Source organism: Paenibacillus sp. GCM10023252, assembly GCF_042653305.1.
GTDB lineage: Bacteria > Bacillota > Bacilli > Paenibacillales > Paenibacillaceae > Pristimantibacillus.
The window spans coordinates 517,679-539,004 of sequence record NZ_JBHSHW010000009.1 but is presented as its reverse complement, the minus strand read 5'-3'; the positions used below and the strand labels follow the sequence as shown (position 1 = coordinate 539,004).

The following is a 21,326-nucleotide window of genomic DNA, read 5'->3' as shown; positions in this document are numbered from 1 at the left end:
GAGCTTCTCAAAGCCCTCAAGCGTGTTTGGAATAGACAGATGCCGGGAAGTGAGTGCACGTCCGCGATAATCTGTCATCTGTGCGGCGTGAGTATCCTTGGCAATGTCAATCCCTACCACTGCATGCTGCATGGTAATTCGTTCAATGCGTTGATTTGTTGTATCGTTTCGATTAAACTTCATAGTAAGCGCCTCCTGATGGGTTTCTTAGGGCATCGACCCCGTACACCCCCATCATACGAGGCGCTCCTGTTTTTGTCTAAGCCGAAATATTAGCGTATACAGGAATGTTTAAGCTATACAATATGTGCAATATGATGCAAATAGCGCTTCTGAGTTCCGTTGCTGAGCGAGATGGCGAGTGGAATTCGAGACTACAAAAGGGACCGAAACTCCTCAGCCATGCTGCGGGGTCGGTCCCTTTTTTTGATCACAATAACAGATGTCATATGGGAGTGAACGTCAGCTCGTTCTTGTACAAGCTCGTCTTGTATGGCAATGCCGCCAGCCGGACGAACACATACTCGCCAGCTTCGAACAGGTCAACGCCCTTCCTATAGGATGGGGAGCATTCCAAGACGAGGGGCTCCTGGCCCGGGAACTGGAAGGTGTAGGTGCTCTTCTCTTGGCTTAGGCCGTTCAGGAACACCTTCGCACGGAGGTACATCTCCCCATCCAAGATAAGGAGCGGATACTCCCGATCCCCCTCAGGATACGGCTGGAAGCTGTCCGAACGTACGACTACCTTCATGGCGCTCCGCTGCAGCCTCATGAGTCGTGAAGCCTTCATTGGAAGGCCTAGCCGATCGTCGTACATATCCTTGACCATGTCGAATATCCACGAGAGGATAATCATGCTAATCCCGCCAGCAATGAGCAGAACACCTGGTCCTATTCCACCAACAATGGCTAACCAGATCCCCACTGCAATGAACAAGTAACCTAATAGGACTTGGATGACTAATAATAAGACAACCACTTGATTCCTCCTACTATCTCTCAATTCTGTCGCCGAGCTCATCGAACAGCTCAATGTCCCCTTGGACCGCAGGCGTAGGCGTATAGCACACCCACAGGTTAACACCGCCTGTTCGAATAATGGCACAGGACTGGCCCTGCACTCTAACCTCAGCCACTTCGGCATGCTCCGACGAGATGACATTCATATAGAACGGCTGCCCGCTCGCATCTGCCATCTCAGCCGATTGATTCATAATCTCCCAATCTTCTCCTATCGTCTTCATCTCAGCTGAACCTACCTTCGCCCCTCTATTCTCTTCTCTAACGCGAATAACTCGTCCTCCATGGACATGACCCGCTCCATCACCGTCTTGCGAGCATCCTTGATCGCTTCATTGTACACATAAGGTCCAAGCTCAGCCAGCATATAGTCCAGCAGCTGCTCAGCAGCAATTGAACCAATGGATTCCGACCGTTCCTCTTCGAAAAAAACCTGAATCCGCTCAGTCAAGGCGCTCCTCTCCTGAATCGATAGCTTCACTTGCATCGTCATCTCCCCAGCCCCGCTCTCAACTGACCTTCTACTACCGTCACTGCTTGCCCTAACAGATAGACTCGCTCACCCGCCAGCTCCACCTTCACGACTCCGCCTCGCTGTGAGGCTTGGTAGCCTGTCATCTTGTCCTGGCGGAGCTTCTTCGCCCAGTAAGGCGCCAGCGCGCAGTGGGCCGATCCTGTAACAGGATCTTCATTCACTCCAGTCGCTGGATAGAAGGCACGTGATACGAAGTCGTACTCCGCGCTGGATGATCGGCTCGTTACGATCAGGCCTCTAGCGTCCAGCCTGCTAATGAGAGACCAATCCGGCTTGAGCGCGCGGAGGGTCTCTTCACTGTCAATCTCTGCTACATAATCCATCTCGTTGCGTCCTACATATCTCGGTATGAGCCCAAGGCCTTGAATGAGCTCCTCTGGTGTGCGAACAGGCTGAGGAGGGAGCGAAGGGAAGTCCAGCTTCACCCAGCCGGATAGACCGGTCTCTCCAGGCTGGCCATTCTCTACGATTCGTTCAGGCTCTCCAGACTGCCCGAGCTGCTCCGCATACAGCCAGCCGCTCTTCGTGAAGAACTTCGCTGCAGTCCCTCTCTCTAATCGGCCTGTCTCCCATAGCATATGAGCGCTTGCGAGCGTAGCATGACCGCACAGGTCCACCTCGGCCTCCGGAGTGAACCAGCGGAGTTCATAGCCTTCTTCTCTCTGAACGAGGAATGCCGTCTCCGATAGATTCATCTCAGCAGCTACCTGCTGCATCCAGCTCTCCTCTTGCGGAGCTGGAAGCAAGCAGACTGCTGCCGGATTGCCGCGGAAGGCGGTGTTCGTGAACGCATCTACTATATATATCGGTATCATGTTGAAGTTCTCCACCTCTGCTTATAGAATAGGGCAAGCGATGCTCCATAGAGGAGATGACCGCCGAGCCAATAGACAAGTGCTTCCACATCCGAGAGTGAAGGCGTTCGATCAGACAGCGGAGTGAGTGTGAACCAAGTGAATACGCCGACCAGCAATCCCAGCAGCACACCACATCCCGCCGGCCTCAGGCTCCAATCGGCAGCCTTCATATATAGAATACCCAGTGGAAGCGATACCGCTAAGTGGAGCAGGAACTCCTGCCATTCCGCCAGTCGATCAGGCAGTCCCGGTACGAAGTCAATGTTGAGGAGCAGCGTATAGACCTTCGCGCCGGTCACCTGCTGTATGCCTCTTAGCAGCAGCCCTAGACCGATTCCCCCAACCAAGCCTGCGAGCAGACCCTGCTTCACAGCTCTTCGATCCAAGTCTATCCCCCCTTATAGCACGAAGGCCTGCCAGCGAACCGGCAGACCCCCGTGCAGTACAACCTTATTCGTCTCTTAGAGGAATGAGCAGCTCTACCGGCTCCTCCTCCAGATGTTGTTCATCAATGTAGAAGATCTCAATGGCGACCGCATTCTCTTGCTTCTGAAGTCTCATCTCATTCATCCAAGCATGAAGCTGCTCATAGCCCTCGCCGATTCGCTTGTTGGAGCAAGCAGCCATCGCATAGCGATGCTCTGGAATCGTGAACTGCACCATACCTTCGGGCACCTCGCCGAGCTGCAGCACCTCATAGCATGCCCAGTAAGTAGCGAATACTTCATTGCCGAAGTAAGGACTGTACAGAACCGGAAGCTTCACGGCGCCATCCAGCTCATGCTTGCGGGCCAAGAACTCGCTCTGCAGCCGAATGGCTTCATCCGGTAAGGTCGAGTAAGGTCCACTGTAGCTGATACCAACCAGATGCAGGGCTGGCTTCGTAATGACGGAGCAGTTTTCCAAGAGCAATTCCTCCTTCAGTCAGGTCAGGACGTTCTGGCGTAAGGATGAGCGGCATGTGTTGTCCTTAGTGTATCATGATCTCCCCCATTAAGGAATGACCTTCCAGACAAAAAAAAGACGATCAAGCATCTCTCTGCCTGACCGTCATCCGCAACTACTCTAGAAGTTAAAAACAAAGTCCTCGTCATTCAATTGCTCGACATGGATCGTCCGCACGTAGCCATTGCCCTTCTTCGAGAAGAAGTCATGCTGCTTCGTATGCGTGCTGATGCCGTTGAAGACGATCGGGTTAACCGGCTCTTCCTCGAAGTGCGGGTCGAAGCCCAGATTCATGAGCGCCTTGTTCGCATTGTAGCGGACGTAAGCCTTCACTTCATCCTGCAGGCCGATCGGGCTGTAGATCGCATCCGTATATTCCACTTCATTGTCGTAGAGCTCGAGTAGAAGCAGGGTTAATTGCTGCTTCAGCTCGGCCTGCTCCTCTACCGTGAATTCCGCGAACAGCTCCTGCGCGAGCACACCGACGTATAGCCCGTGAATACTCTCATCACGAAGAATGAGGTCGATAATCTCACCGCTGCTCGTCATCTTCCCTTGGCCGGCCAGATAGAGCGGGTAGAAGAAGCCGCTGTAGAACAGGTAGCTCTCGAGGAACACGGAAGCCGCCATCGCCTTGTACAGCTCCTTCGTATTCGAGATACCGGTATACCAAGAGGAGATCAGCTTCGCCTTCTTCTGCAGCTGCTCATTCGTCTCGACCCACGAGAATATCCCGTCGATCTCTTCTGTAGACGCGAGTGTGGTGAAGATACTGCTGTAAGACTTCGCATGGATCTGCTCCATCATCGACATGAAGGACAGAACGGCCTTGCGCTGCAAGCCGTCCACATGCTCCAGAATCTTCGGCATACCGACGCCGCCTTGAATCGTATCGAGCAGCGTCAGTCCGCCCAGCACCTTCTTGTATACTTCACGCTCGGTGTCGCTCATCTCCATCCAGTCCATCTTGTCATCGGACAATGGAATCTCTTCATCCGTCCAGAACTGCATCACATTCTGCTGCCAGAAGGTCAGCGTGAAGTCATCATCCGGACGGTTCCAGTTCACTGCTCTCATTAATGGTTAGGCTCCTTCGTAACAGGGGGCGGGGCTCCCTGGCATATTAGACCGCGCAGCTTGTGCACTCTTCCACAGACAGGCGCTTCGTTCTCGTATAATAGAGCGACTTCAGGCCGCGCTGTGCCGCATAGATATAGAACCGGGCCAGCTCGCGTGTCGTTACATTACTGTTCACGTGCAGGACAGTCGAGATCCCTTGGTCCACATGCTGTTGAATCTCGGCGATCAGGTCAATTAGCTTGAACTGATCGATGTTATACGCTGACTTATAGTAGAAGTAGTTATCCTGCGATAGGAACGGCATCGGATAATACGTCGTTGAATTGGCATACGTTCTGGTCTCGATATGCTCGACAATCGGCATGACGCTGGAAGTTGCGTTCTGAATGTACGAGATGCTCTGCGTAGGCGCGATAGCCAGACGGTAGGCGTGGTATAGACCATGCTTCTGCACCTGCTCCTTCAGCGCTGCCCAATCCTGAGGAGACGGAATGTCCATCCCTTCGAACAGCTCCTGGACGCGAGCGGTCTTCGGGCGGAAGTCCTGCTCGATGTAACGAGTGAAGTAAGTGCCCTTCGCATATTCCGAGCGTTCGAAGTCCTTGAAGCTGCGGCCGCGCTCACGCGCGATCTCCATGCTCTTCTCCAGAGAATAATAATTCATCATCATGAAGAAGACGCCGGCGAAGTCCTTCGCTTCTTCACTCTCGTAAGCAATCTTGTTCTTCGCGAGGTAGCCGTTCAGGTTCATCGCACCAAGGCCGACGGAATGAAGCTCTTCATTCGCCTTGCGCACGCCTGGTGCATTGTCGATTGTCGACAGATCGCTGACGGTCGTGAGCGCTTCGATACCGACCTTGACGGAATCCTTCACTTGGCGGCGCTCCATGACATTCACGATGTTCAGCGAAGCCAGGTTGCAGCTAATATCGCGGTTAATCACATCATCCATGCCATAGTCGTGAATGACCGATGTCTCCTGCAGCTGGAAGATCTCCGTGCACAGATTGGACATCTTCACCATGCCGATATCCTTCAGCGCATGAACGCTGTTCGCGTTCGACTTGTTCATAATATACGGGTAGCCGGACTCGAGCTGGACAGAAGCGATCTTCGTCAGCATGTCACGAGCGTTCATAATCGTCTTCTTCGTCACCTTGTCGTTCGCCAGCAGCTCATCGTACATCGCATCCATGTCCATATCGTCGAGATGCATGTTGTATGCCTTCTGAATGGAGTGAGGTCCGAATACGACCAGCGGCTTGTTCTGAGCGGCCAGCTCGTAGAACTTGTTAGGTACAATAAGACCGATAGACAGCGTCTTGATCCGAGTCTTCTCATCTGCGTTAATCTTCTTGCAATCGAGGAACTCCATAATGTCCCATCCGAAAATATTATAATAAGCAGCGCCAGAGCCCTTGCGCTGGCCCATCTGATCCGCATAGGAGAACGCATCCTCCATCAGCTTAAGAACCGGCATAATGCCCTTGGCTGCACCTTCAACGCCCTTAATTGGCTCTCCGCGTCCGCGCAGCTTCGATAGATTGACGGCTACGCCGCCGCCAATCTTGGACAGCTGCATGCAGGTGCCTAGAATGTAGTTGATCGAATTAAGAGAGTCATCCATCTCCAGCAGGAAGCAGGAGACCATCTCGCCGCGGCGGCTCTTCCCTGCGTTCAGGAAGGTAGGCGTCGCCGGCTGCAGACGCTGATCAATCATCGCCTGAGCAATGCGAAGCGCCTTGTCTGCGTCTCCTTCGCCAAGACTTAGAGCAACGATGGCTACACGCTCGGAATACTTCTCCAGGTACTGCGTCTTGTCATTCGTCTTCATCGCATAATCCTTGTAGAACTTGGAAGCGGCCATATACGACTCGAATTGGAAGGAAGAGCTTGCCGTAAGCGTGAATACCGCATCCACCTGCTCGTGGGTGTAACGCTCGTACACGTTGTCGTAATAGTCGTTGGCAATCAGATAGTCCAGCTTCTCCTGCAGAGAAGCGAACTTCACGCTCTTCTCCTCGACTTCGGCCATGAACGCCTCTACTGCTTCCTTGTCCTTATCTAGTTGATAGAAGCCGTCAGCTCCACGCTGCATTAGCTGGTTGTTGAGTTCAATATGCTTCAATTGTCCGCACCCTCTCCACGAAACGCTCCGTATCCTGGCTCGTTCCGGATAATTCAAACTTAAGTAACACAGGGACATCGTACTGCTGGGCAATCGTGTCCGCACTCTTCGCGAAGCCTGCTCCCCAATTGCGGTTGCCGCTTGCGGAGACGCCGCGCATCATCCCGTGGTTGTTGCGCAGGAATGAAGCGACCTTCTCGGGCACCTGGCCGAAGCCTGTCGTATAGGTAATTAGAACGAAGGGTTCATCGACAGATTCCGACTCTTCAATTGGAACGGAACGCATATTCAGCTTGTTCACGAATCGCTTCACATTGCCTGTCTTCGAGTCATAGACAACCAGCATACTCTTCTCCCCTAACTATATGTAGCAATGAAAAAGCGCGCCTGACTGATCTCTCATTAGTCAGATGCGCTTGGTTAACGAGATGGGTAAAAAACCTCATCATCTAGTATCGCGCAATTCCCCTAGATCCCGTAGGTGAATCGTGTCTGGCACTGGGGCAGGTCTCCTGGCTTCAGGCTCATCATTCTGCTCTTCCTTCCCGGCTGATATAGATATCGGCCAGTGGCTCGCTTCAGAAGCAGAACTCCTCTGTTACAGTGGCGGGAACCGCGCCCGGTATTGCACCGGGACTTCCCTATTAAGTCATTGTCCTCTCAGGCTGCGATTAGTAGAAGGTTAGAGAGGGCTGACACCCCAATACATCAATATGTAGTTGATGAAGTTGATTTTACATCAAGATATAGGTCTCGTCAATGCGTAATATCGTTAGCTGAGATGTATATCTGGAAGATTATTGCTGAGCTTGAGAGCTCTGATTACGCTTGAACCAAGCGAGTAATTCGCTTCTTCCCGCGCCAGGGAAGGCAATTCGGATTGGCCTCACCGCTCTGTCCTTCAGCTTAATCTCCACGAAGTATCTGGTAAAATTAACGTTGCTAAACTGCTCAAACGCATACTCTGTTCCATCCAAGCTAAGGGTCCTGCCGTCCATCGTCAGCTTGCGGCTGCTTCTGGTCTCCTTCACTATCCGCAAGCCTAGATAACCAATGACGATGATGAGAAGGGCATAGATGATTAACCTCAGTGATCCGAAGTCTAGAAGCCTGTTCAGGACAGAGACTCCTATGCTTAGAATAGAAATGCTAGAGATATACTTGGCAAGCACAAAAGGATAAGTAAACGCATAGGTGTCCGACGGCTCTTGTTGTTCATTCTGAGGGGGCAGGCCGTGCTTATCTTCATGGGTCTTATTCGACAGCATCCTTGTCTCTTCGCCTCCCTCTGTATGAGTCTTAAGTATGATACTCACTTTTCGTACACTCGACTATTTTAGCAGATGAGCCTATGATGGGATAGTAGCTTTTTTTGGACAAAATGAGAGAAAGGAGGTTGACAGAACAGATGAATAGCGCTATGTCGAACGAACAAGCAAGAGCCGCTCTTGAGAAACTGGCTGAGGCTGCCGGTTATCCTATTCCTGAGCTGATGACCTATATGGACGAACTGGTGAAGGAGAACGAGCGTCTGCGGCACAGGCTTCGAACCGCCTCGGCACGAGGAACAGCCGCGAATATGAATTCGCGGCTCATGGATGCGCTGCGGGAGTAACAGGCTTGCGAGGCCGTATAGGCCGCTGCGCTGAGTGCGGGCCTATCGGCTGTGTGCTCCACGAGCCATCGCGGCGGCCTCTCCCGCAGCGGATGGCCTACCCGAGCTGCGCGGAATAGACACACCTTCCTCTAACATACGTAGATTGCACATAGTGGTCTGCACTCAGCAAGACGAAGTCCGCGTCCATCCCGACCTGCAGCGAGCCCTTGCGGTCCGCACAGCCCGCCTGGCGGGCTGGATTGGACGTGAAGGCAGGCAGCACCTGCTCGAGCGGCTTGCCTGTCCAAGTGAGCACATTGCGCAGAGCCGCATCCATCGTAAGTGTGCTGCCTGCAAGATTGCCGCCCTCCATCAGCTCCGCTCTGCCGTCACTTACCCTAATCGGAAGATCGCCAAGGAAGTAACCCTCCCCGTCCGGACACCCTGCAGCTACGATAGCATCGGTAATGCAGACGACAGTGCTGGCTGGCTTCGTTCGGAATACATACTCGATAATCTCAGGTGTGCTGTGAATGCCATCACAGATGAGCTCCACAGTCAGCTGATCGAGCATCAGAGCAGATCCGGCTACACCCGGCTCCCGATGATGCAGCGGGCTCATGCCGTTGAACAGATGAGTCACATGGCTGGCTCCCCGCTGGACGGCTTCCGCAACATGACGGTAGCCGGCATCGGAATGTCCGATCGACACGGTGACTCCCTCCGAGGCGAGATACGGAATCGCTTCTCCTGCATGCTCAAGCTCTGGAGCGATCGTCAGCAGGCGAATGTGCCCCTTAGCTGCTTCCAGATACGCGGTGACGGCTTCGAGACGAGGGGTCTGCATATGGAGAGGGTTCTGAGCGCCGCAGCGCTTAGGACTGAGGAACGGCCCCTCCAGATGGATGCCGATTGCTTCGGCTCCAGTCATGCCCTGCTCGATCTGTTCAGCCGCTGCTTGCAATGCAGCCTTCAGCACCTTGTCATTCGACGTAAGCGTAGTCGCGAGGAACGACGTTGTACCATGCGCCGCATGGAACCGGCTCATTCCGTCAAGGCTGACCTTGTCCTCCGCTGCCTTCATCATGTCGTACCCTCCGCCGCCATGCACGTGCACATCCACGAAGCCAGGAAGGAGCAGTCTGCCCTCTGCATCAATTGTGGTCGTATCAGGCTCAACTGCAGCGCCTTCTGCGCTAATTCGGGCAATCATACCGTCCTTTATGACCATAACTCCCCTATGAATAATCCCTTCAGGGGTATAGATATTGGCATTAATAATAGCCATGCTGTTATGCACTTGACTCATAAGATTAGCTCCTTCCGAACGCTCGATTACATCCCCATATTGTACACGACCGCCTCTTTTTCGGCAAAAAGAGGCTCTCTGCTCTTTTGTTCCGCTCCATCTTCCACTACAATAAGGACTGAACAGATTCGAAGGGACGATGGAAGTGGCACAATTATTTTTCAAGTACGGAGCAATGAACAGCGGTAAGTCTATTGAGATACTGAAGGTCGCTCATAATTATGAGGAGCAGAACAAGCATGTTGTTATTTTCACCCCGGCTATAGATAATCGAGATGAGATCGGCTATGTCAGTTCGCGAATCGGTGTGCGGCGGCAAGCCATTCCGATCTACGATGATACCGATATCTTCGCCATTGTACAGGGGCATACCCCTAAGCCTTCCTGTGTGCTTATCGATGAATGCCAGTTCCTGAAGAAGGAATGTATCGCGCAGCTGGTTCGGATCGTCGATGAGCTGAATGTGCCGGTCATGGGCTTCGGTCTGAAGAATGACTTCCAGAACAAGCTGTTCGAGGGCAGCGAGCATATGCTCCTCTATGCCGACAAGATCGAGGAGATGAAGACGATCTGCTGGTTCTGCGAGCGCAAGGCGACGATGACGCTGCGGACGGCCGAAGGCAAGCCGGTGTATACCGGAGAGCAGATTCAAGTGGGCGGCAATGAGAGCTACTTCCCGGTATGCCGGAAGTGCCATGCGAATCCACCTCTGGATGAGCTCATGAGTTAGCTGGATTGCAAGAACAGGCTGCATAACGCGCCCTTAGGGACGGGTTGTGCAGCCTGTTTTTTTTTTGATCAATAATGACAATAGATCACTTCACAGCGGCAAAGAATAGTCGCTCCGCATGTGGACTAGGCTCCTGGAGCTGGAAGTCCGCGTAGCGGTCAACCGTCCGGAAGCCCGCTCGCAGCAGCGCTGCAGTGATCCACTCGGGGTCATAGGCACGCTGGATGTGGATCTCCTCGAACCGTTCGTACTTGGAACCGCTGTCTCTCGCGAATATAGTAAGATGATGTTCAATCTCCACGCGGTCCTCGTCGAAGTCGCACGTCCATATATAGGCCACATCACGCTCGTCCAGAATGAAGGGCTGCTCTTCGGCATAACGTACGAGCTGCTTCGGGGGATGGACGTCGAATAGGAAGACACCGCCATCCTTCAAGTTCGCAGCTGTAGCCTGGAAGGCAGCTTCCACATCCTCGTGCTCTGTCAAGTAATTCACACAATCGCAGAAGGAGACTACCGCGTCTACTGGCTCAGGCAGCTCCCAATCCCGCATGTCCTGCTGCAGCCACCGAATGGATCCGGCCTGATGGCGCATCATCTGTTGGGAAGACCCGTCCCACTTGCTCCTGGCGACACTCAGCATATCGGCAGATAGATCAATGCCGTATACCTTAAGGCCTGTCCGAGCAAGCGGAATAGATAGACTTCCTGTACCACAACCTAGATCAACGAGCGTAGACGGTGTACCGTAACGATCCCAGCTCTCTCGAATGAAGCGGAGCCACTCCGCGTAGGGCATCTCTTCCATGAGCCGATCATAGACGGTGGCGAACTGACCGTAGGAAGCCATTAATGATCCTCCTGCGACGTGGATTGGGATGAACGCGGGACTTGACCGCCTGGCTGGCCAGCTAATTCCGCCTGTCCAGACAGCTCAGAATGTTCAGCTCCCTCCGGAGCTTCCTCCGCTTGCTCAGTCTCCACCAGATATGTCCAGCTGCCCTTCTGGGTTACCATGCCATCGCGCATCAGCTTGCCAAGCGCGCGCTTGAACGCCGACTTGCTAATTCCGAACCGCTGCTTCACTACATCCGCAGGAGTCTCATCAGAGTAAGGCATGCCGCCGCCCGGGCGTTCCTTCATGAACGCGAGGATTCGGTCAGCGTCTTCCACGCGTCCGATCTGCTTCAACTGGGACATCGATAGATTGACACGGCCGTCCTCTCGGACGAACGTCACTCTAGCTGATACCCGCTCCCCTAGACGCAATGGGCGTATACGCTCCGAGTCTGGAATCATGCCGAAGGCACCGAATCCAACTACTCCGCCATCTACGAGGACGAAGGATCCGATCTGAAGCGTACGAGTCACCCAGCCTTCTACCCATACATTCTTCCAGCTCTCGGGAGCATCGAACGTCCGCTCGGACAGCTGCTCCTCAGTCGCCAGCAATGCGATCAGACGGCCCATCTTGTCATGGCTCAAGGTGACGAACACTTCATCTCCTGGCCACGGACGATAGTCCCGGTTCTCAGGAAGCTCAGAGATGGGGAGCAGCAGCTGTCTGCCGAGCCCAATCTCCAGGAAGCAGCCCAGCCTAGGGTTGACATCAGCAACCTTCAGCCTAGCCATCTCGCCAAGCGTAATGAGCGGACGCTTCATCGTTGCAGCGAGACGATCATCGGTATCGAAGAAGAGGAATACCTCTAAGTCGGTACCAATTCTCGGCTTATGGCCCACCAACTCACTATAATGCAGCAGTACATCAGTCTCACCGTCAGTCAGGAAGTACCCATGCGGAGACACCTCACGCGCCAGTCTCAGCGTCTGTATCGTGCCTGCCACTAAGCTCATGCGAATTCCACAACCTTCGCGTCGGACCAGAGCCTCTCAATATTGTAGTAATCACGTTCTTCCCGGTGGAATACATGGACTACGACATCTCCAAGGTCAATCAGTACCCAGCGAGCCGAGTCCATTCCCTCTATTCCGCGGACACGGACGCCTGCAAGGTCGGCCTGCTTGCGAATCTCATTGGCTATAGCCGTTACCTGTGTATCTGAATTACCATGGCAGATGACGAAGTAATCTGCTACTAGCGATATCTCCTTCAAGTTAAGGGCAACGACGTTGCCTGCCTTCTTGTCTTCTGCTGCTTCTACTGTAATCTTGAGCAGCTGATCTCCGTTGATGGTCAATAGGGTAAGCCTCCTGTCAGTCTATGGTCTTGCTGCGTTCTATCAGATCATTACGGGCTTGCATAGTGAGCGGGAATATTCGCTTGCCCTTCGCAATCAGGAACGTAATCGTCGAGTCCAGTCCAGCAATTAATGCCTTATCCAGACTCTTGACACTTAATTCTCTAATGGTATCTACTCCAGGGAAGTCACGTCCTGGTTCCATATAATCTGCCAAGCAGACGATTCGCTCCAGCTTCGTCATCCCCGCTCGTCCAGAAGTATGATACCGCACTGCATCCAGCACTTCTTGGTCCGTTACGCCGTACGTTCGCTCAGCTTCAACAGCACCGACGGGAGCATGCCACAGCTCCTTGTCATACTGAAGCAGCTCCTCGGGAAGCTGCTCCTCCCGAATGACTCGCTCCATCCTGTCCGTAGGCCAATACTTCGCAACATCATGAAGGATAGCAGCAAGCTCTGCACGAGCCGGATCTTCCCCGTATCGCTCGGCTAGCTTCACTGCCGTCTCCATGACGCCAAGCGTATGGATCCATCTTCGTTCAGGCATCTCTGCCTTCACCGCTTCCATTAACTGTTCACGATTCAGTTGCATAGAGACCCTTCCTCCTTATGAGCTGCAGCACTCCATCAGGAACGAGATATTGAATGGAACGGCCCGCCGCTCTTCGTTCCCGAATATCGGTGGAGGAGATTCCGATCGGCGGCATCTGTGCAAGAGAGAGCCTAGCCTTCAGATAAGGCGGCAGATCCGAACGGTCTGCAGGCTCACCCGGCCGCTCGAAGCCGATGAATCGTACGAGCTCGGCTAGCCGCTCCACTCGGTGCCAGCGTTCCAGATCGTTAATTCGATCTGATCCAATAATGTAGCTGAACTGGTGCTCTGGGTAGCGCTCGCAGAGTGTGGAAGCTGTATCTACTGAATAGCTGACACCGCCTCTTGCGAGCTCCAGATCCAGAGCGGAGAAGAATGGATTGTCTGCAATGGCCAGCTGCACCATGTGCAGTCTAGTCTCCCCATCAGCACCGGGCTCTCCGTCCTTAAGCGGTGGAGTGTAGGATGGCACGAACCACACTTCATCCAGTGCACAAGCTTCCCGCGCCGTCTCTGCGGCTATGAGATGTCCACAGTGGATGGGATCGAACGTCCCGCCCATGATGCCTATTCTACCCATGGCTGATCACCCCTCTCCCGCTCTCCCTGTGCATGCAGTATCGTTAACCGTTACTTCCTCGGAAGCTCCAGCTTGCGGTTCTCAGGTTCCTTCGCTTCCTTGTAGAGAACAATGGTCTTGCCGATGACCTGTACCAGCTCTGCACCTGCTTGCTCAGCAAGCTCGGCTCCGATCTGCTTCGGATCATCGGAATTATTGTTCAGCACGGACAGCTTCATCAGCTCCCGAGTCTCAATCGCTTCTTGAATATGACGCACGAGGTTGTCATTCGTGCCGCCCTTCCCTATCTGGAAGATAGGTTGCAGATGATGCGCTTGCGAGCGCAGGTATCGCTTTTGCTTGCCTGTTAGCATGGTGTAAGTTCCTTCTCTCTTCATCTATCTTACCGCGTGTTCATTCGTGTTCAATCGTTCATCTGTTCATTAGAGATGCAAGCACCGTCTCTCGCATGGCAGCGACCGGTGCTGATTCTCCTGTCCAATATTCGAATGCGTAAGCCCCTTGGTACAGGAACATGCCGAGACCGCCATGAATCCTGCAGCCTCTAGCCTCTGCCTCAAGCAGATAGCGGGTCTTAAGCGGATTGTAGATCAGATCGCTCGCCACGGCATCTGCCTTGAGCCAAGCTGGATCTACAGGCATCTCGTCTACATTCGGATACATGCCGATGGACGTCGTGTTAATGACAATGTCCGCTTGGGAGCATAACGCTTCCAGTTCATCCTGGTGAGCGGCTGCCAGCTGCCCGAGTCCGCTTAAGCTCTCTGCGAGCTCCTGTGCCCGCTCCAAGGTTCGATTCACGATCGTAATCGCTGCCGGCTGCTCGGCCGTTAGTGCATAGCCGATCCCGCGAGCCGCGCCTCCAGCTCCTAACATTACGATATGCTTGCCCCTCAGGTCCGGCTCCACTTCTTCCTTCAACGACCGTACATAACCGATCCCGTCTGTATTCATTCCGATGAGGTGTCCGTCATTGTTGACGATTGTGTTCACTGCTCCGATGACCTGCGCGCTTGGATGAATCTCGTCGAGATACTCCATGATGGCCAGCTTGTGCGGAATCGTAACGTTCACTCCTCGAATGCCCATCGCCCGAACCCCAGCTACGAATGCCGGCAGGCTCTCACCGGTAATGTGCCAGGCCGTGTAGATGCCGTTCATTCCCGTCTCGCGAAATGCCCGATTCATCATAATCGGCGACTTGGAATGGCGGATCGGGTCACCGATAACTCCGTACAGAACGGTATGGCTGTCTACTCTATTCCCTTGCACAGCCTCAGCGGCCGTCAGGTGGTGTTCGACAGCTGTCTCCCCTATATTGTTCAAGTCCGTCTCCCCTTAGCTCATGAACGATCATATGGCTGAGTGATGCTAACAGCTTGGACGGTGCTAACTGCCTATGCAGCGGCTCAAGCGAACACATGTCGACATGCTGCATAGGCTTTTTTTTGTGACACCGTAACTGCTCGCACTCCTACTTACAACGTACTTATGCTAGATCATCGCTTCCCGCAGCAGCACCTTAACTCCCTTGGGCGCATGGACATCGACGAGTGCTCCGGTCGTGCTGTTCACTTGAATCCAGCCGAGACCCGAGATGAATACATCGCTCTTGGAGCCTCTTGGCACACGAATGGAATGTCTAGTCCATGCCGGTATCTCTTCCAGCTCTTCACGGGTTGGGATGCCAAGCAGCTCACCTCGGTGATCCTCATACAGCTCATCTGCTCGTTCAAGCTTCGTTCTATGCACATTCAGTGCGTTAGACAGATACAGGGTGAATGATTGTCTCTCGCCCTGTACGAAGTCGAAGCGCACGAGACTGCCGAAGAACAGCGTCTGACCTTCGTTCAGCTGATAGACCAGCGGCTTGATGGGCTTCTCCGGCAGGAGAGCCTGCAACACGCTGCGAGGAACGACTTCTGTCAGACGGGAGGCATACATAATACCAGGTGTATCAATGATTGCCTTGCCATCCTCCAGCGGAATATGAACCGCATCAAGCGTCGTTCCTGGATAACGGGAAGTCGTTAACTCGCGCTCCATGTCACTGTAATCCCTAATGAGACGATTGATCAGCGTTGACTTGCCCACGTTCGTCGCACCTACCACGTACACGTCGCGACCCTTGCGATGCTTGTCCAGTCCTTCAATGACATGCTCGAAGCCGATATTGCGCTTCGCGCTGCACAGAATAATATCGAGCGTGCGCAGCCCCTCGAGCTTCGCTTGCTTCTGCACCCAGTTGCGGAGCCGGTTCAGATTCATCGACTTCGGCAGCAGATCCACCTTGTTGACGACGAGCAGGACCGGGTTGTTGCCAACGAACCGCTGGAGTCCAGAGATCAAGCTTCCTTCGAAGTCATACAAGTCAACGATATGTACGACCAAGCTGTCCGTCGAGGCAATGCTCCCCAGCAACCGCAGGAAGTCATCCTGATCCACAGCCACGGAAGATACTTCATTATAATTGCGAATTCGGAAGCATCGCTGGCAGATGACCGGGTCTCGCTGCAAGGCAGCTTCGGGCAAGTAGCCCGGAATGTCCGGATTGTCGGTCTGCAGTCGAACTCCGCAGCCTGCGCAAGCTTCTGCTGTCTGACCTAGTTGTTGTTCTGTCACTTCTTCTCCCCCTCATACCAGAGCCCTTGCTTCCGCAAGCGAGACAAGGCAATGCGTTCAATCGTACGATTGACCCGGGTCATCACTCCTTCGTCGGAAGGAGCAATAGGCAGCACGAGAATCGTATAGAGCCCCATCCGGTTGCCGCCAAGCACATCCGTCAGCATCTGGTCGCCAATGACGACGGTATGCTCAGCCGGAAGTTCAAGGACACCAAGCGCCTTGCGGAACGACTTGTTCGCCGGCTTACGCGCGGCATGAATGAATGGAATGTTAAGAGGTGCCGCGAACTTCGACACTCTCGTCTGATTATTATTAGATACAATTACTACCTTTAGTCCGAAGTCTCGGACTACATCCAGCCATTGGACGAGCTCTGGTGTAGCCAGCGCTTCCTTAGCCCCCACGAGCGTATTGTCCAGATCAGTAATAATTCCGCGAATTCCTCTCGCATGAAGCTCACTCAAGTCGATATCATAGACCGTGTTAACCCGCATATGCGGCAACAGCCGTTTGAACATAGTTTACAGACCCCTCTACAATTACCTGTCATTTACGAAACTATACCATATAATCAGATTTTGTTGCAAAAAACAAGTGCCGTCTGTCGGGTCCGTTCCGACAGGCGGCACTATGCTAATGGTAACCCTTCAGCTGCTGTTGAAGCGACTTCACCTTCAGCGAGTACCGCTCCGCATCCTCATCGGTTGCTGACCGGCTGCTGTACTTCGCCCCCTCGAAGGCATGAAGCAGCTCGCTGAATTCTCCTCTGAGCCGCTCTCGGTCGAGGGACCACCGCTCAACGGCTTCGCGAAGCGTCTCATGATCCTCGTGCTGCAGTCCGTGCTTGCGGCAGTGCCGCAGCAGCTTGTCCGTCTCCCAGACGATTCGCTCGTCGGGTGTATAAGCTCGAAGTCGATAGCTTCTCCAAGCGTTCACCAGTGCCTGGCGGCGAATGATTAGCCAAGCGGTGCCCAGTACAAGGAACGCACTCAGGGCAACCCACATCGAGATTGCAGTGTAGGAAGCCATCTCCGGTTCAGCCTTGACCTTCACTTCACTCGGAGCTGTGCTTGGCTCAGGTAGCGGCTCCACTTCGTCTTCCGCTACTGTATATGGGAAGGAGAAGCCAGAGGTCGGCTCGAATGGTATCCAGCCGAAGCCCTCGAAGTAGATCTCGACCCAGGAATGAGCATCCGCATTCCTCACTGTGTAAGTGCCGGCACCGTCTGGATTCCGCTCGGCGAGTCCTCCGGGACCTCCGCCTGGACCTCCCGGGAAGCCTTCAACGGGAAGCGCACCTGGCGCGAAGCCCTTCACCCAGCGGGCAGGAAGTCCAATGGATCGAGACATAACAGCCATCGCAGTAGAGAAGTAGTCGCAGTAGCCCGATCTAATCTCGAATAGGAACGCATCCGTGAAGTCCAGGCTCTCCCGCAGACCGTTGTCCGGCTCGTTCGTATAGGAGTAGTTCACGCGAAGATACTCTTCAATCTTCTTCGCCCGATCATAATCATTAGCCGCTTCAATCGTCACTTCCTTAGCCAGTTCAACTACCCGCTCAGGGAGTGTCTCCGGCAGTTGGAGATATGACTTGTTCAGAGATTCGTCCTTCCAGCCAGCCCGTGTTCCTCTCAGAGCAGCCTCGTCAAGTACAGGCAGTGTCGATGTCACAGAGTATGACACGGGATACTTCTGCGGGCTCTTCCGAGGCCAGCGAAGCTCCATCGACTTCGGTTCCCATAGCAGCGATCTGGGAATGGCAGACTCCGAATCGTTCACCCAATGGACTTGGGATACGGGTGATGCTGCGAACAAGACAGAGTACGGGTCCTGACGAATCATGTTGAAGGTCTGCTTCACCTGTACCATCTTCGCTGCCGGACGCTCGTAGGCTTCCTTCAGCATGACATCCTTCGTCACGCGTGAGGTGGAGCTCCGCTCATCTGCCAACCCTCGGGTCCAGCCATCGCCCGTATAGAACGACTTGCTCTCTCCCCTCCAGTAGCTCCTTCGATTCGTATCCACTGTCATGACAGGTGAATAATCGAACTGGAAGCCCCCGCCGAGATTCTCATCATTACGTCCATAGCCTGAGCGGTTGTCCGCATTATTCTGAGGTGTGATGCTCGTCGGTGCCTTAGGACCGGTATTGACGGTAACGCTGTGGCCCTTCGACTCGCGCCATATCGTATAAGGATCCTTGAGTACCGGAGCAATGGAAGGAACAGCCAGCCCCGCTGTCATGAGCAGACTAATGACGACCGCAATCGGTAAGAATAACGCGACTGGATAGTCCAGCAGCTCCTTCCAGCTTCCCGGATGCTCTCGCTGGAAGCGGTGGAAGTGATCAGCGACAAGCCAGGCCAGACCAGCGAAGACGACCCATGCCACTTCATCCCACAACCATACAGGTGTGAAGGAATCTGCAATCGTGAGCGACAGCAAGCCGGCGCTGACGATCCCGACAATTCGCCTGCGTGTGGTCGCCCAGCCGCTGAATAGAATATAGATGCCCACAATCATGAAGGCGATCCAGATGAAGGGGTGCAGCTGGACCAGCATGCCCTGCACCCAATCAAGCCTCTCACGTGTTCCGCCAGCGAATGCGGCTTGGCTGAACTTCATATGACTGATCGTAATGATGACCGCTGCCAGCCCTTGCAGCAGCAAGCGGACAGAGCGCCATACAGGAAGCAGCACATCAATCATAACGATGGTAACGATGAGAGTATGAACGATCCGGTACGTCTCTTCCCACCAGAACCCTTCGAATATGGCCAGTATATGCCATATGATTAAGGCAACGAATAAGGATGACAGATGGGAGAACCATCGCTCAGCGATGTAATGAGGCATAGTAATCCTGAATCTCATAGTCCGCCTCCTTCCAGCGCGGCAGGCAGTTCATGCAGCTGCTTGATGCTGAACACTGGCCAGCCTCGGCCACGAATCATCCTCTGCGATGCCTGGTCGCTCCACTTGCCGCCGATCTGCAGCAGACAAGGCATCATCCCCTTGCGTGCGAGCCATTCCATGCTGCGAATGACCTCACTGCCCCCTTCAGCTGTAATTAAGACAACGAAGGAGCCTGCTTCCATCAAGGAGTCCGTCACTTGCAGCGACTTGAATATGCTCTTATCCGCATCGGCGTCAACCCGGGTCAGATGGTTCATGACGGCATTGCGCTGCTCGGACCCCGATCTTGGCGGCAGCGCCGTCGTCCTTGCTCCGGCAGAGAGCAGTCCCATTGCCGTCTCCCCGCGAAGACCGTTCTCGAATAACGAAGCTGCAGCGGCTACCGCTACCTCGAAGCTATCTCCTGCTCCGCCCAGATAAGCCCGGTGATTACGATCTAATATAACGATCGTTCGTGGAAGCGACTCCCTCTCGAACGCCTTGGACTTCCACTCTCCTGTCTTCGCCGTTGCATTCCAATGAACCCGGGACAGTCGATCTCCGTACAGATACTCTCGCACTCCATTAATCTGTGTAGTCTCCTTCGAGGAACGAGAGGCGGCTGCGTGGGAATACGGCCCTCGAATACCGCGCTGAATCCCATGCCATTGCCGGAGTTGTATCGTCTGGGGTAGAACAGCGAACGTCGCTTCCGAGACGAACTGCCCGGCATGCTCGAACAACCCGAAGATGTCCTTCGTGAGGCACTCGGCCTGATGGAACCGGTACTCTCCCCGTCCGAGGGGAGGTGTCGTGTAGACAACCTCGCCAGCCCGCTTCCAGCTCGGAACGAATGACGCTTCGAACACCAGCCTCTGCCCGTTATGCTTAATCAGCTCGTCCCGCACAAGCACGTACGGGATTGGATAATAACCAGGCACCTTCAACTGCAGGTGCACTTCCAGCGAGCTGCCAGAGGAGAGACTCTGCTCGGCAGGAGCAGCACTGGTGAAGCGGCGCACTCCAGTTACCCCGGCAATGCCGCTCCACCTGCCTAACAATAGGTATAGAATAAGCAGGTTAAGAATCATGAACAGCATGACGGCCGTCTTGCCGCCTTGGAAGAGCAGGTAGAGCAGAGCAGTAGCATAGATGAGGGCAACGATTCGCCAGCGGTAGGATCTTATATCTGTGCCTCTCATCTCCTTAACGCTCCAGACGAATCGGAACCTTCGTGCTCTCCGCTACTTGATTCACTACCTCCTCGGCTCGCAGTCCGTTCATTCGCGATTCCGTGTGCAGCAGCAGCCTATGAGAGAGCACATAAGGGGCGAGCTGCTTAATATCGTCCGGAGTGACGTACTGCCTTCCTTGAAGATACGCGCTGGCCTTCGCTGCTCTAGCGAGTGACAGTGCCGCTCTCGGGCTCGCTCCAAGCAATACTCCCCCATGGTCGCGTGTCCCGCGAATTAAGCTGACCAGATACTTGCCAACGGATTCGTCCATATGAACGGACAACACTTGCTTCTGAATACGTAGGATGTCCTCGATGCCAGCCATCGTCTCCACACGGTCCGAAGGCTGTGAGCCTTCACTTCCGAACAGCACCATCCGATGCTCATCGGCCTCATCGGGATAGCCTAGCGTTAGCTTCATCATGAAGCGGTCAAGCTGCGCTTCCGGCAGCATATAGGTGCCTTCGAACTCTATCGGATTCTGCGTGGCCAGCAGGATGAACGGCTCAGGCAGCAGATAAGTGTCCCCGTCTACCGTTACATGCCCCTCTTCCATAGCTTCCAGCAGAGCGGATTGCGTCTTCGTCGTCGCGCGATTAATCTCATCAGCCAGCAGCACGTTCGCCATCACCGGACCCGGACGGAACAGGAACGTCTCCTGCTTCGGGTGATAGATGGATACGCCTGTTATATCAGTAGGAAGGAGATCCGGGTTGCATTGAATTCGCCGGAACTGTCCTCCGATTGACTTAGACAGTGCCTTCACGAGCTGTGTCTTGCCTGTGCCGGGCACATCCTCCAGCAGCACATGGCCGCCGGCTATGACGGCAATGAACAATCTCTCAATCTCATCATGCTTCCCCAGGATACAAGAGTCTAAGTTATGAAGAATGGCAGCGCACAGCTGCATGTCGGCAAGCCGAATATCCATGGATGGAACCCTCCCGGTGAGTAGGTAAAATAAATCTATGAATCTATTTTACAGTACTAACGTCGG

At 53.9% G+C, this 21,326-nt stretch carries 25 protein-coding genes, 1 pseudogene and 1 riboswitch; of the genes and pseudogenes, 2 read left to right on the top strand and 24 right to left on the bottom strand.

What is annotated here, in order from left to right; translation table 11 throughout:
• From ACFO9Q_RS08205 to ACFO9Q_RS08155, 11 genes and pseudogenes are all read right to left on the bottom strand, one after another.
• Positions 1 to 183 (bottom strand): annotated as a pseudogene (locus tag ACFO9Q_RS08205) (IS110 family transposase); the annotation flags it as partial.
• A 262-nt stretch (positions 184 to 445) separates the two neighbouring features.
• The gene (locus ACFO9Q_RS08200; RefSeq protein ID WP_379180594.1) at positions 446 to 979 is read right to left on the bottom strand and encodes a hypothetical protein; all 534 of its coding nucleotides are present in this window, start codon (positions 977 to 979) and stop codon (positions 446 to 448) included.
• Between the two features lie 13 nt (positions 980 to 992).
• Positions 993 to 1,244, bottom strand: a complete 252-nt coding sequence (locus ACFO9Q_RS08195; RefSeq protein ID WP_379180592.1) for a hypothetical protein — start codon at positions 1,242 to 1,244, stop codon at positions 993 to 995.
• Between the two features lie 11 nt (positions 1,245 to 1,255).
• Positions 1,256 to 1,513: a DUF2164 domain-containing protein gene (locus ACFO9Q_RS08190; protein ID WP_379180590.1), complete on the bottom strand. Its 258-nt coding sequence runs from the start codon at positions 1,511 to 1,513 to the stop codon at positions 1,256 to 1,258.
• Positions 1,510 to 2,370, bottom strand: coding sequence for a PhzF family phenazine biosynthesis protein (locus ACFO9Q_RS08185; protein ID WP_379180588.1), 861 nt, complete (start codon positions 2,368 to 2,370; stop codon positions 1,510 to 1,512). Before ACFO9Q_RS08185 ends, ACFO9Q_RS08190 begins: the two co-directional genes overlap by 4 nt.
• Positions 2,367 to 2,798 carry a hypothetical protein gene (locus ACFO9Q_RS08180; protein ID WP_379180586.1) on the bottom strand — a complete coding sequence of 144 codons (432 nt, stop codon included), beginning with the start codon at positions 2,796 to 2,798 and terminating at the stop codon, positions 2,367 to 2,369. The genes ACFO9Q_RS08185 and ACFO9Q_RS08180 overlap by 4 nt, the downstream gene beginning before the upstream one ends.
• A 64-nt stretch (positions 2,799 to 2,862) precedes the next feature.
• Positions 2,863 to 3,318 (bottom strand): GyrI-like domain-containing protein, encoded by a 456-nt coding sequence (locus ACFO9Q_RS08175; RefSeq protein WP_379180583.1) that lies wholly within the window; start codon positions 3,316 to 3,318, stop codon positions 2,863 to 2,865.
• A gap of 159 nt (positions 3,319 to 3,477) precedes the next feature.
• Positions 3,478 to 4,434, bottom strand: coding sequence for a class 1b ribonucleoside-diphosphate reductase subunit beta (gene nrdF / locus ACFO9Q_RS08170; protein ID WP_379180581.1), 957 nt, complete (start codon positions 4,432 to 4,434; stop codon positions 3,478 to 3,480).
• Positions 4,435 to 4,480: 46 nt separating this feature from the next.
• Complete coding sequence (gene nrdE, locus ACFO9Q_RS08165) at positions 4,481 to 6,565, bottom strand: class 1b ribonucleoside-diphosphate reductase subunit alpha (RefSeq protein ID WP_379180579.1); 2,085 nt, start codon at positions 6,563 to 6,565, stop codon at positions 4,481 to 4,483.
• The gene (gene nrdI / locus ACFO9Q_RS08160) at positions 6,552 to 6,911 is read right to left on the bottom strand and encodes a class Ib ribonucleoside-diphosphate reductase assembly flavoprotein NrdI (RefSeq protein WP_379180577.1); all 360 of its coding nucleotides are present in this window, start codon (positions 6,909 to 6,911) and stop codon (positions 6,552 to 6,554) included. The genes nrdE and nrdI overlap by 14 nt, the downstream gene beginning before the upstream one ends.
• Before the next feature lie 138 nt (positions 6,912 to 7,049).
• A riboswitch (cobalamin riboswitch) is annotated at positions 7,050 to 7,282 on the bottom strand.
• An 80-nt stretch (positions 7,283 to 7,362) separates the two neighbouring features.
• Positions 7,363 to 7,833, bottom strand: a complete 471-nt coding sequence (locus ACFO9Q_RS08155; RefSeq protein ID WP_379180575.1) for a hypothetical protein — start codon at positions 7,831 to 7,833, stop codon at positions 7,363 to 7,365.
• 140 nt (positions 7,834 to 7,973) lie between these two features.
• Between ACFO9Q_RS08155 and ACFO9Q_RS08150 the strand changes: the two genes are divergently transcribed.
• Positions 7,974 to 8,180, top strand: coding sequence for a hypothetical protein (locus ACFO9Q_RS08150; protein ID WP_379180573.1), 207 nt, complete (start codon positions 7,974 to 7,976; stop codon positions 8,178 to 8,180).
• A 97-nt stretch (positions 8,181 to 8,277) separates the two neighbouring features.
• Here the strand turns inward: ACFO9Q_RS08150 and nagA are convergent, their stop codons facing one another.
• Positions 8,278 to 9,471, bottom strand: coding sequence for an N-acetylglucosamine-6-phosphate deacetylase (gene nagA, locus ACFO9Q_RS08145; RefSeq protein ID WP_379180571.1), 1,194 nt, complete (start codon positions 9,469 to 9,471; stop codon positions 8,278 to 8,280).
• Between the two features lie 145 nt (positions 9,472 to 9,616).
• On the opposite strand from nagA, the gene ACFO9Q_RS08140 reads away from it, so the two are divergent.
• Entirely contained in the window at positions 9,617 to 10,201 is a 585-nt protein-coding gene (locus ACFO9Q_RS08140; protein WP_379180568.1) for a thymidine kinase, read from the top strand.
• 85 nt (positions 10,202 to 10,286) lie between these two features.
• On the opposite strand, the gene ACFO9Q_RS08135 is transcribed toward ACFO9Q_RS08140, so the two are convergent.
• The 12 genes from ACFO9Q_RS08135 to ACFO9Q_RS08080 form a co-directional block, all read right to left on the bottom strand.
• Positions 10,287 to 11,051 carry a class I SAM-dependent DNA methyltransferase gene (locus tag ACFO9Q_RS08135; RefSeq protein WP_379180564.1) on the bottom strand — a complete coding sequence of 255 codons (765 nt, stop codon included), beginning with the start codon at positions 11,049 to 11,051 and terminating at the stop codon, positions 10,287 to 10,289.
• On the bottom strand, positions 11,051 to 12,055 hold the full coding sequence (locus ACFO9Q_RS08130) for a S1 RNA-binding domain-containing protein (protein WP_379180562.1): 1,005 nt from the start codon (positions 12,053 to 12,055) through the stop codon (positions 11,051 to 11,053). Before ACFO9Q_RS08130 ends, ACFO9Q_RS08135 begins: the two co-directional genes overlap by 1 nt.
• Entirely contained in the window at positions 12,052 to 12,399 is a 348-nt protein-coding gene (rsfS, locus tag ACFO9Q_RS08125; RefSeq protein ID WP_379180559.1) for a ribosome silencing factor, read from the bottom strand. Before rsfS ends, ACFO9Q_RS08130 begins: the two co-directional genes overlap by 4 nt.
• 16 nt (positions 12,400 to 12,415) lie before the next feature.
• The gene (gene yqeK / locus ACFO9Q_RS08120; protein WP_379180557.1) at positions 12,416 to 12,994 is read right to left on the bottom strand and encodes a bis(5'-nucleosyl)-tetraphosphatase (symmetrical) YqeK; all 579 of its coding nucleotides are present in this window, start codon (positions 12,992 to 12,994) and stop codon (positions 12,416 to 12,418) included.
• The gene (gene nadD / locus ACFO9Q_RS08115) at positions 12,978 to 13,574 is read right to left on the bottom strand and encodes a nicotinate-nucleotide adenylyltransferase (protein WP_379180555.1); all 597 of its coding nucleotides are present in this window, start codon (positions 13,572 to 13,574) and stop codon (positions 12,978 to 12,980) included. Before nadD ends, yqeK begins: the two co-directional genes overlap by 17 nt.
• A 50-nt stretch (positions 13,575 to 13,624) precedes the next feature.
• Positions 13,625 to 13,927 carry a ribosome assembly RNA-binding protein YhbY gene (gene yhbY / locus ACFO9Q_RS08110; protein ID WP_379180636.1) on the bottom strand — a complete coding sequence of 101 codons (303 nt, stop codon included), beginning with the start codon at positions 13,925 to 13,927 and terminating at the stop codon, positions 13,625 to 13,627.
• Positions 13,928 to 13,985: 58 nt separating this feature from the next.
• On the bottom strand, positions 13,986 to 14,891 hold the full coding sequence (aroE, locus tag ACFO9Q_RS08105) for a shikimate dehydrogenase (protein WP_379180633.1): 906 nt from the start codon (positions 14,889 to 14,891) through the stop codon (positions 13,986 to 13,988).
• 177 nt (positions 14,892 to 15,068) lie between these two features.
• Entirely contained in the window at positions 15,069 to 16,196 is a 1,128-nt protein-coding gene (gene yqeH, locus ACFO9Q_RS08100; RefSeq protein ID WP_379180553.1) for a ribosome biogenesis GTPase YqeH, read from the bottom strand.
• Complete coding sequence (locus tag ACFO9Q_RS08095; RefSeq protein WP_379180551.1) at positions 16,193 to 16,717, bottom strand: YqeG family HAD IIIA-type phosphatase; 525 nt, start codon at positions 16,715 to 16,717, stop codon at positions 16,193 to 16,195. The genes yqeH and ACFO9Q_RS08095 overlap by 4 nt, the downstream gene beginning before the upstream one ends.
• Positions 16,718 to 16,832: 115 nt before the next feature.
• A complete protein-coding gene (locus ACFO9Q_RS08090) occupies positions 16,833 to 19,073 on the bottom strand; it encodes a transglutaminase TgpA family protein (protein ID WP_379180549.1) in 2,241 nt (746 codons plus the stop codon).
• The gene (locus tag ACFO9Q_RS08085) at positions 19,070 to 20,296 is read right to left on the bottom strand and encodes a DUF58 domain-containing protein (protein ID WP_379180547.1); all 1,227 of its coding nucleotides are present in this window, start codon (positions 20,294 to 20,296) and stop codon (positions 19,070 to 19,072) included. The genes ACFO9Q_RS08090 and ACFO9Q_RS08085 overlap by 4 nt, the downstream gene beginning before the upstream one ends.
• A gap of 4 nt (positions 20,297 to 20,300) precedes the next feature.
• Positions 20,301 to 21,260, bottom strand: a complete 960-nt coding sequence (locus ACFO9Q_RS08080) for an AAA family ATPase (protein WP_379180545.1) — start codon at positions 21,258 to 21,260, stop codon at positions 20,301 to 20,303.
• Between the last annotated feature and the right edge of the window lie 66 nt (positions 21,261 to 21,326).

Coding starts and splice junctions, on each gene's coding strand:
- ACFO9Q_RS08195 (WP_379180592.1), bottom strand. CDS start 1,244: ATGAAGACGATAGGAGAAGATTGGGAGATTATGAATCAATCGGCTGAG.
- ACFO9Q_RS08190 (WP_379180590.1), bottom strand. CDS start 1,513: ATGACGATGCAAGTGAAGCTATCGATTCAGGAGAGGAGCGCCTTGACT.
- ACFO9Q_RS08185 (WP_379180588.1), bottom strand. CDS start 2,370: ATGATACCGATATATATAGTAGATGCGTTCACGAACACCGCCTTCCGC.
- nrdF (WP_379180581.1), bottom strand. CDS start 4,434: ATGAGAGCAGTGAACTGGAACCGTCCGGATGATGACTTCACGCTGACC.
- nrdI (WP_379180577.1), bottom strand. CDS start 6,911: ATGCTGGTTGTCTATGACTCGAAGACAGGCAATGTGAAGCGATTCGTG.
- ACFO9Q_RS08155 (WP_379180575.1), bottom strand. CDS start 7,833: ATGCTGTCGAATAAGACCCATGAAGATAAGCACGGCCTGCCCCCTCAG.
- ACFO9Q_RS08150 (WP_379180573.1), top strand. CDS start 7,974: ATGAATAGCGCTATGTCGAACGAACAAGCAAGAGCCGCTCTTGAGAAA.
- nagA (WP_379180571.1), bottom strand. CDS start 9,471: ATGAGTCAAGTGCATAACAGCATGGCTATTATTAATGCCAATATCTAT.
- ACFO9Q_RS08135 (WP_379180564.1), bottom strand. CDS start 11,051: ATGGCTTCCTACGGTCAGTTCGCCACCGTCTATGATCGGCTCATGGAA.
- ACFO9Q_RS08130 (WP_379180562.1), bottom strand. CDS start 12,055: ATGAGCTTAGTGGCAGGCACGATACAGACGCTGAGACTGGCGCGTGAG.
- yqeK (WP_379180557.1), bottom strand. CDS start 12,994: ATGCAACTGAATCGTGAACAGTTAATGGAAGCGGTGAAGGCAGAGATG.
- nadD (WP_379180555.1), bottom strand. CDS start 13,574: ATGGGTAGAATAGGCATCATGGGCGGGACGTTCGATCCCATCCACTGT.
- yhbY (WP_379180636.1), bottom strand. CDS start 13,927: ATGCTAACAGGCAAGCAAAAGCGATACCTGCGCTCGCAAGCGCATCAT.
- ACFO9Q_RS08095 (WP_379180551.1), bottom strand. CDS start 16,717: ATGTTCAAACGGCTGTTGCCGCATATGCGGGTTAACACGGTCTATGAT.
- ACFO9Q_RS08090 (WP_379180549.1), bottom strand. CDS start 19,073: ATGAGATTCAGGATTACTATGCCTCATTACATCGCTGAGCGATGGTTC.
- ACFO9Q_RS08085 (WP_379180547.1), bottom strand. CDS start 20,296: ATGAGAGGCACAGATATAAGATCCTACCGCTGGCGAATCGTTGCCCTC.
- ACFO9Q_RS08080 (WP_379180545.1), bottom strand. CDS start 21,260: ATGGATATTCGGCTTGCCGACATGCAGCTGTGCGCTGCCATTCTTCAT.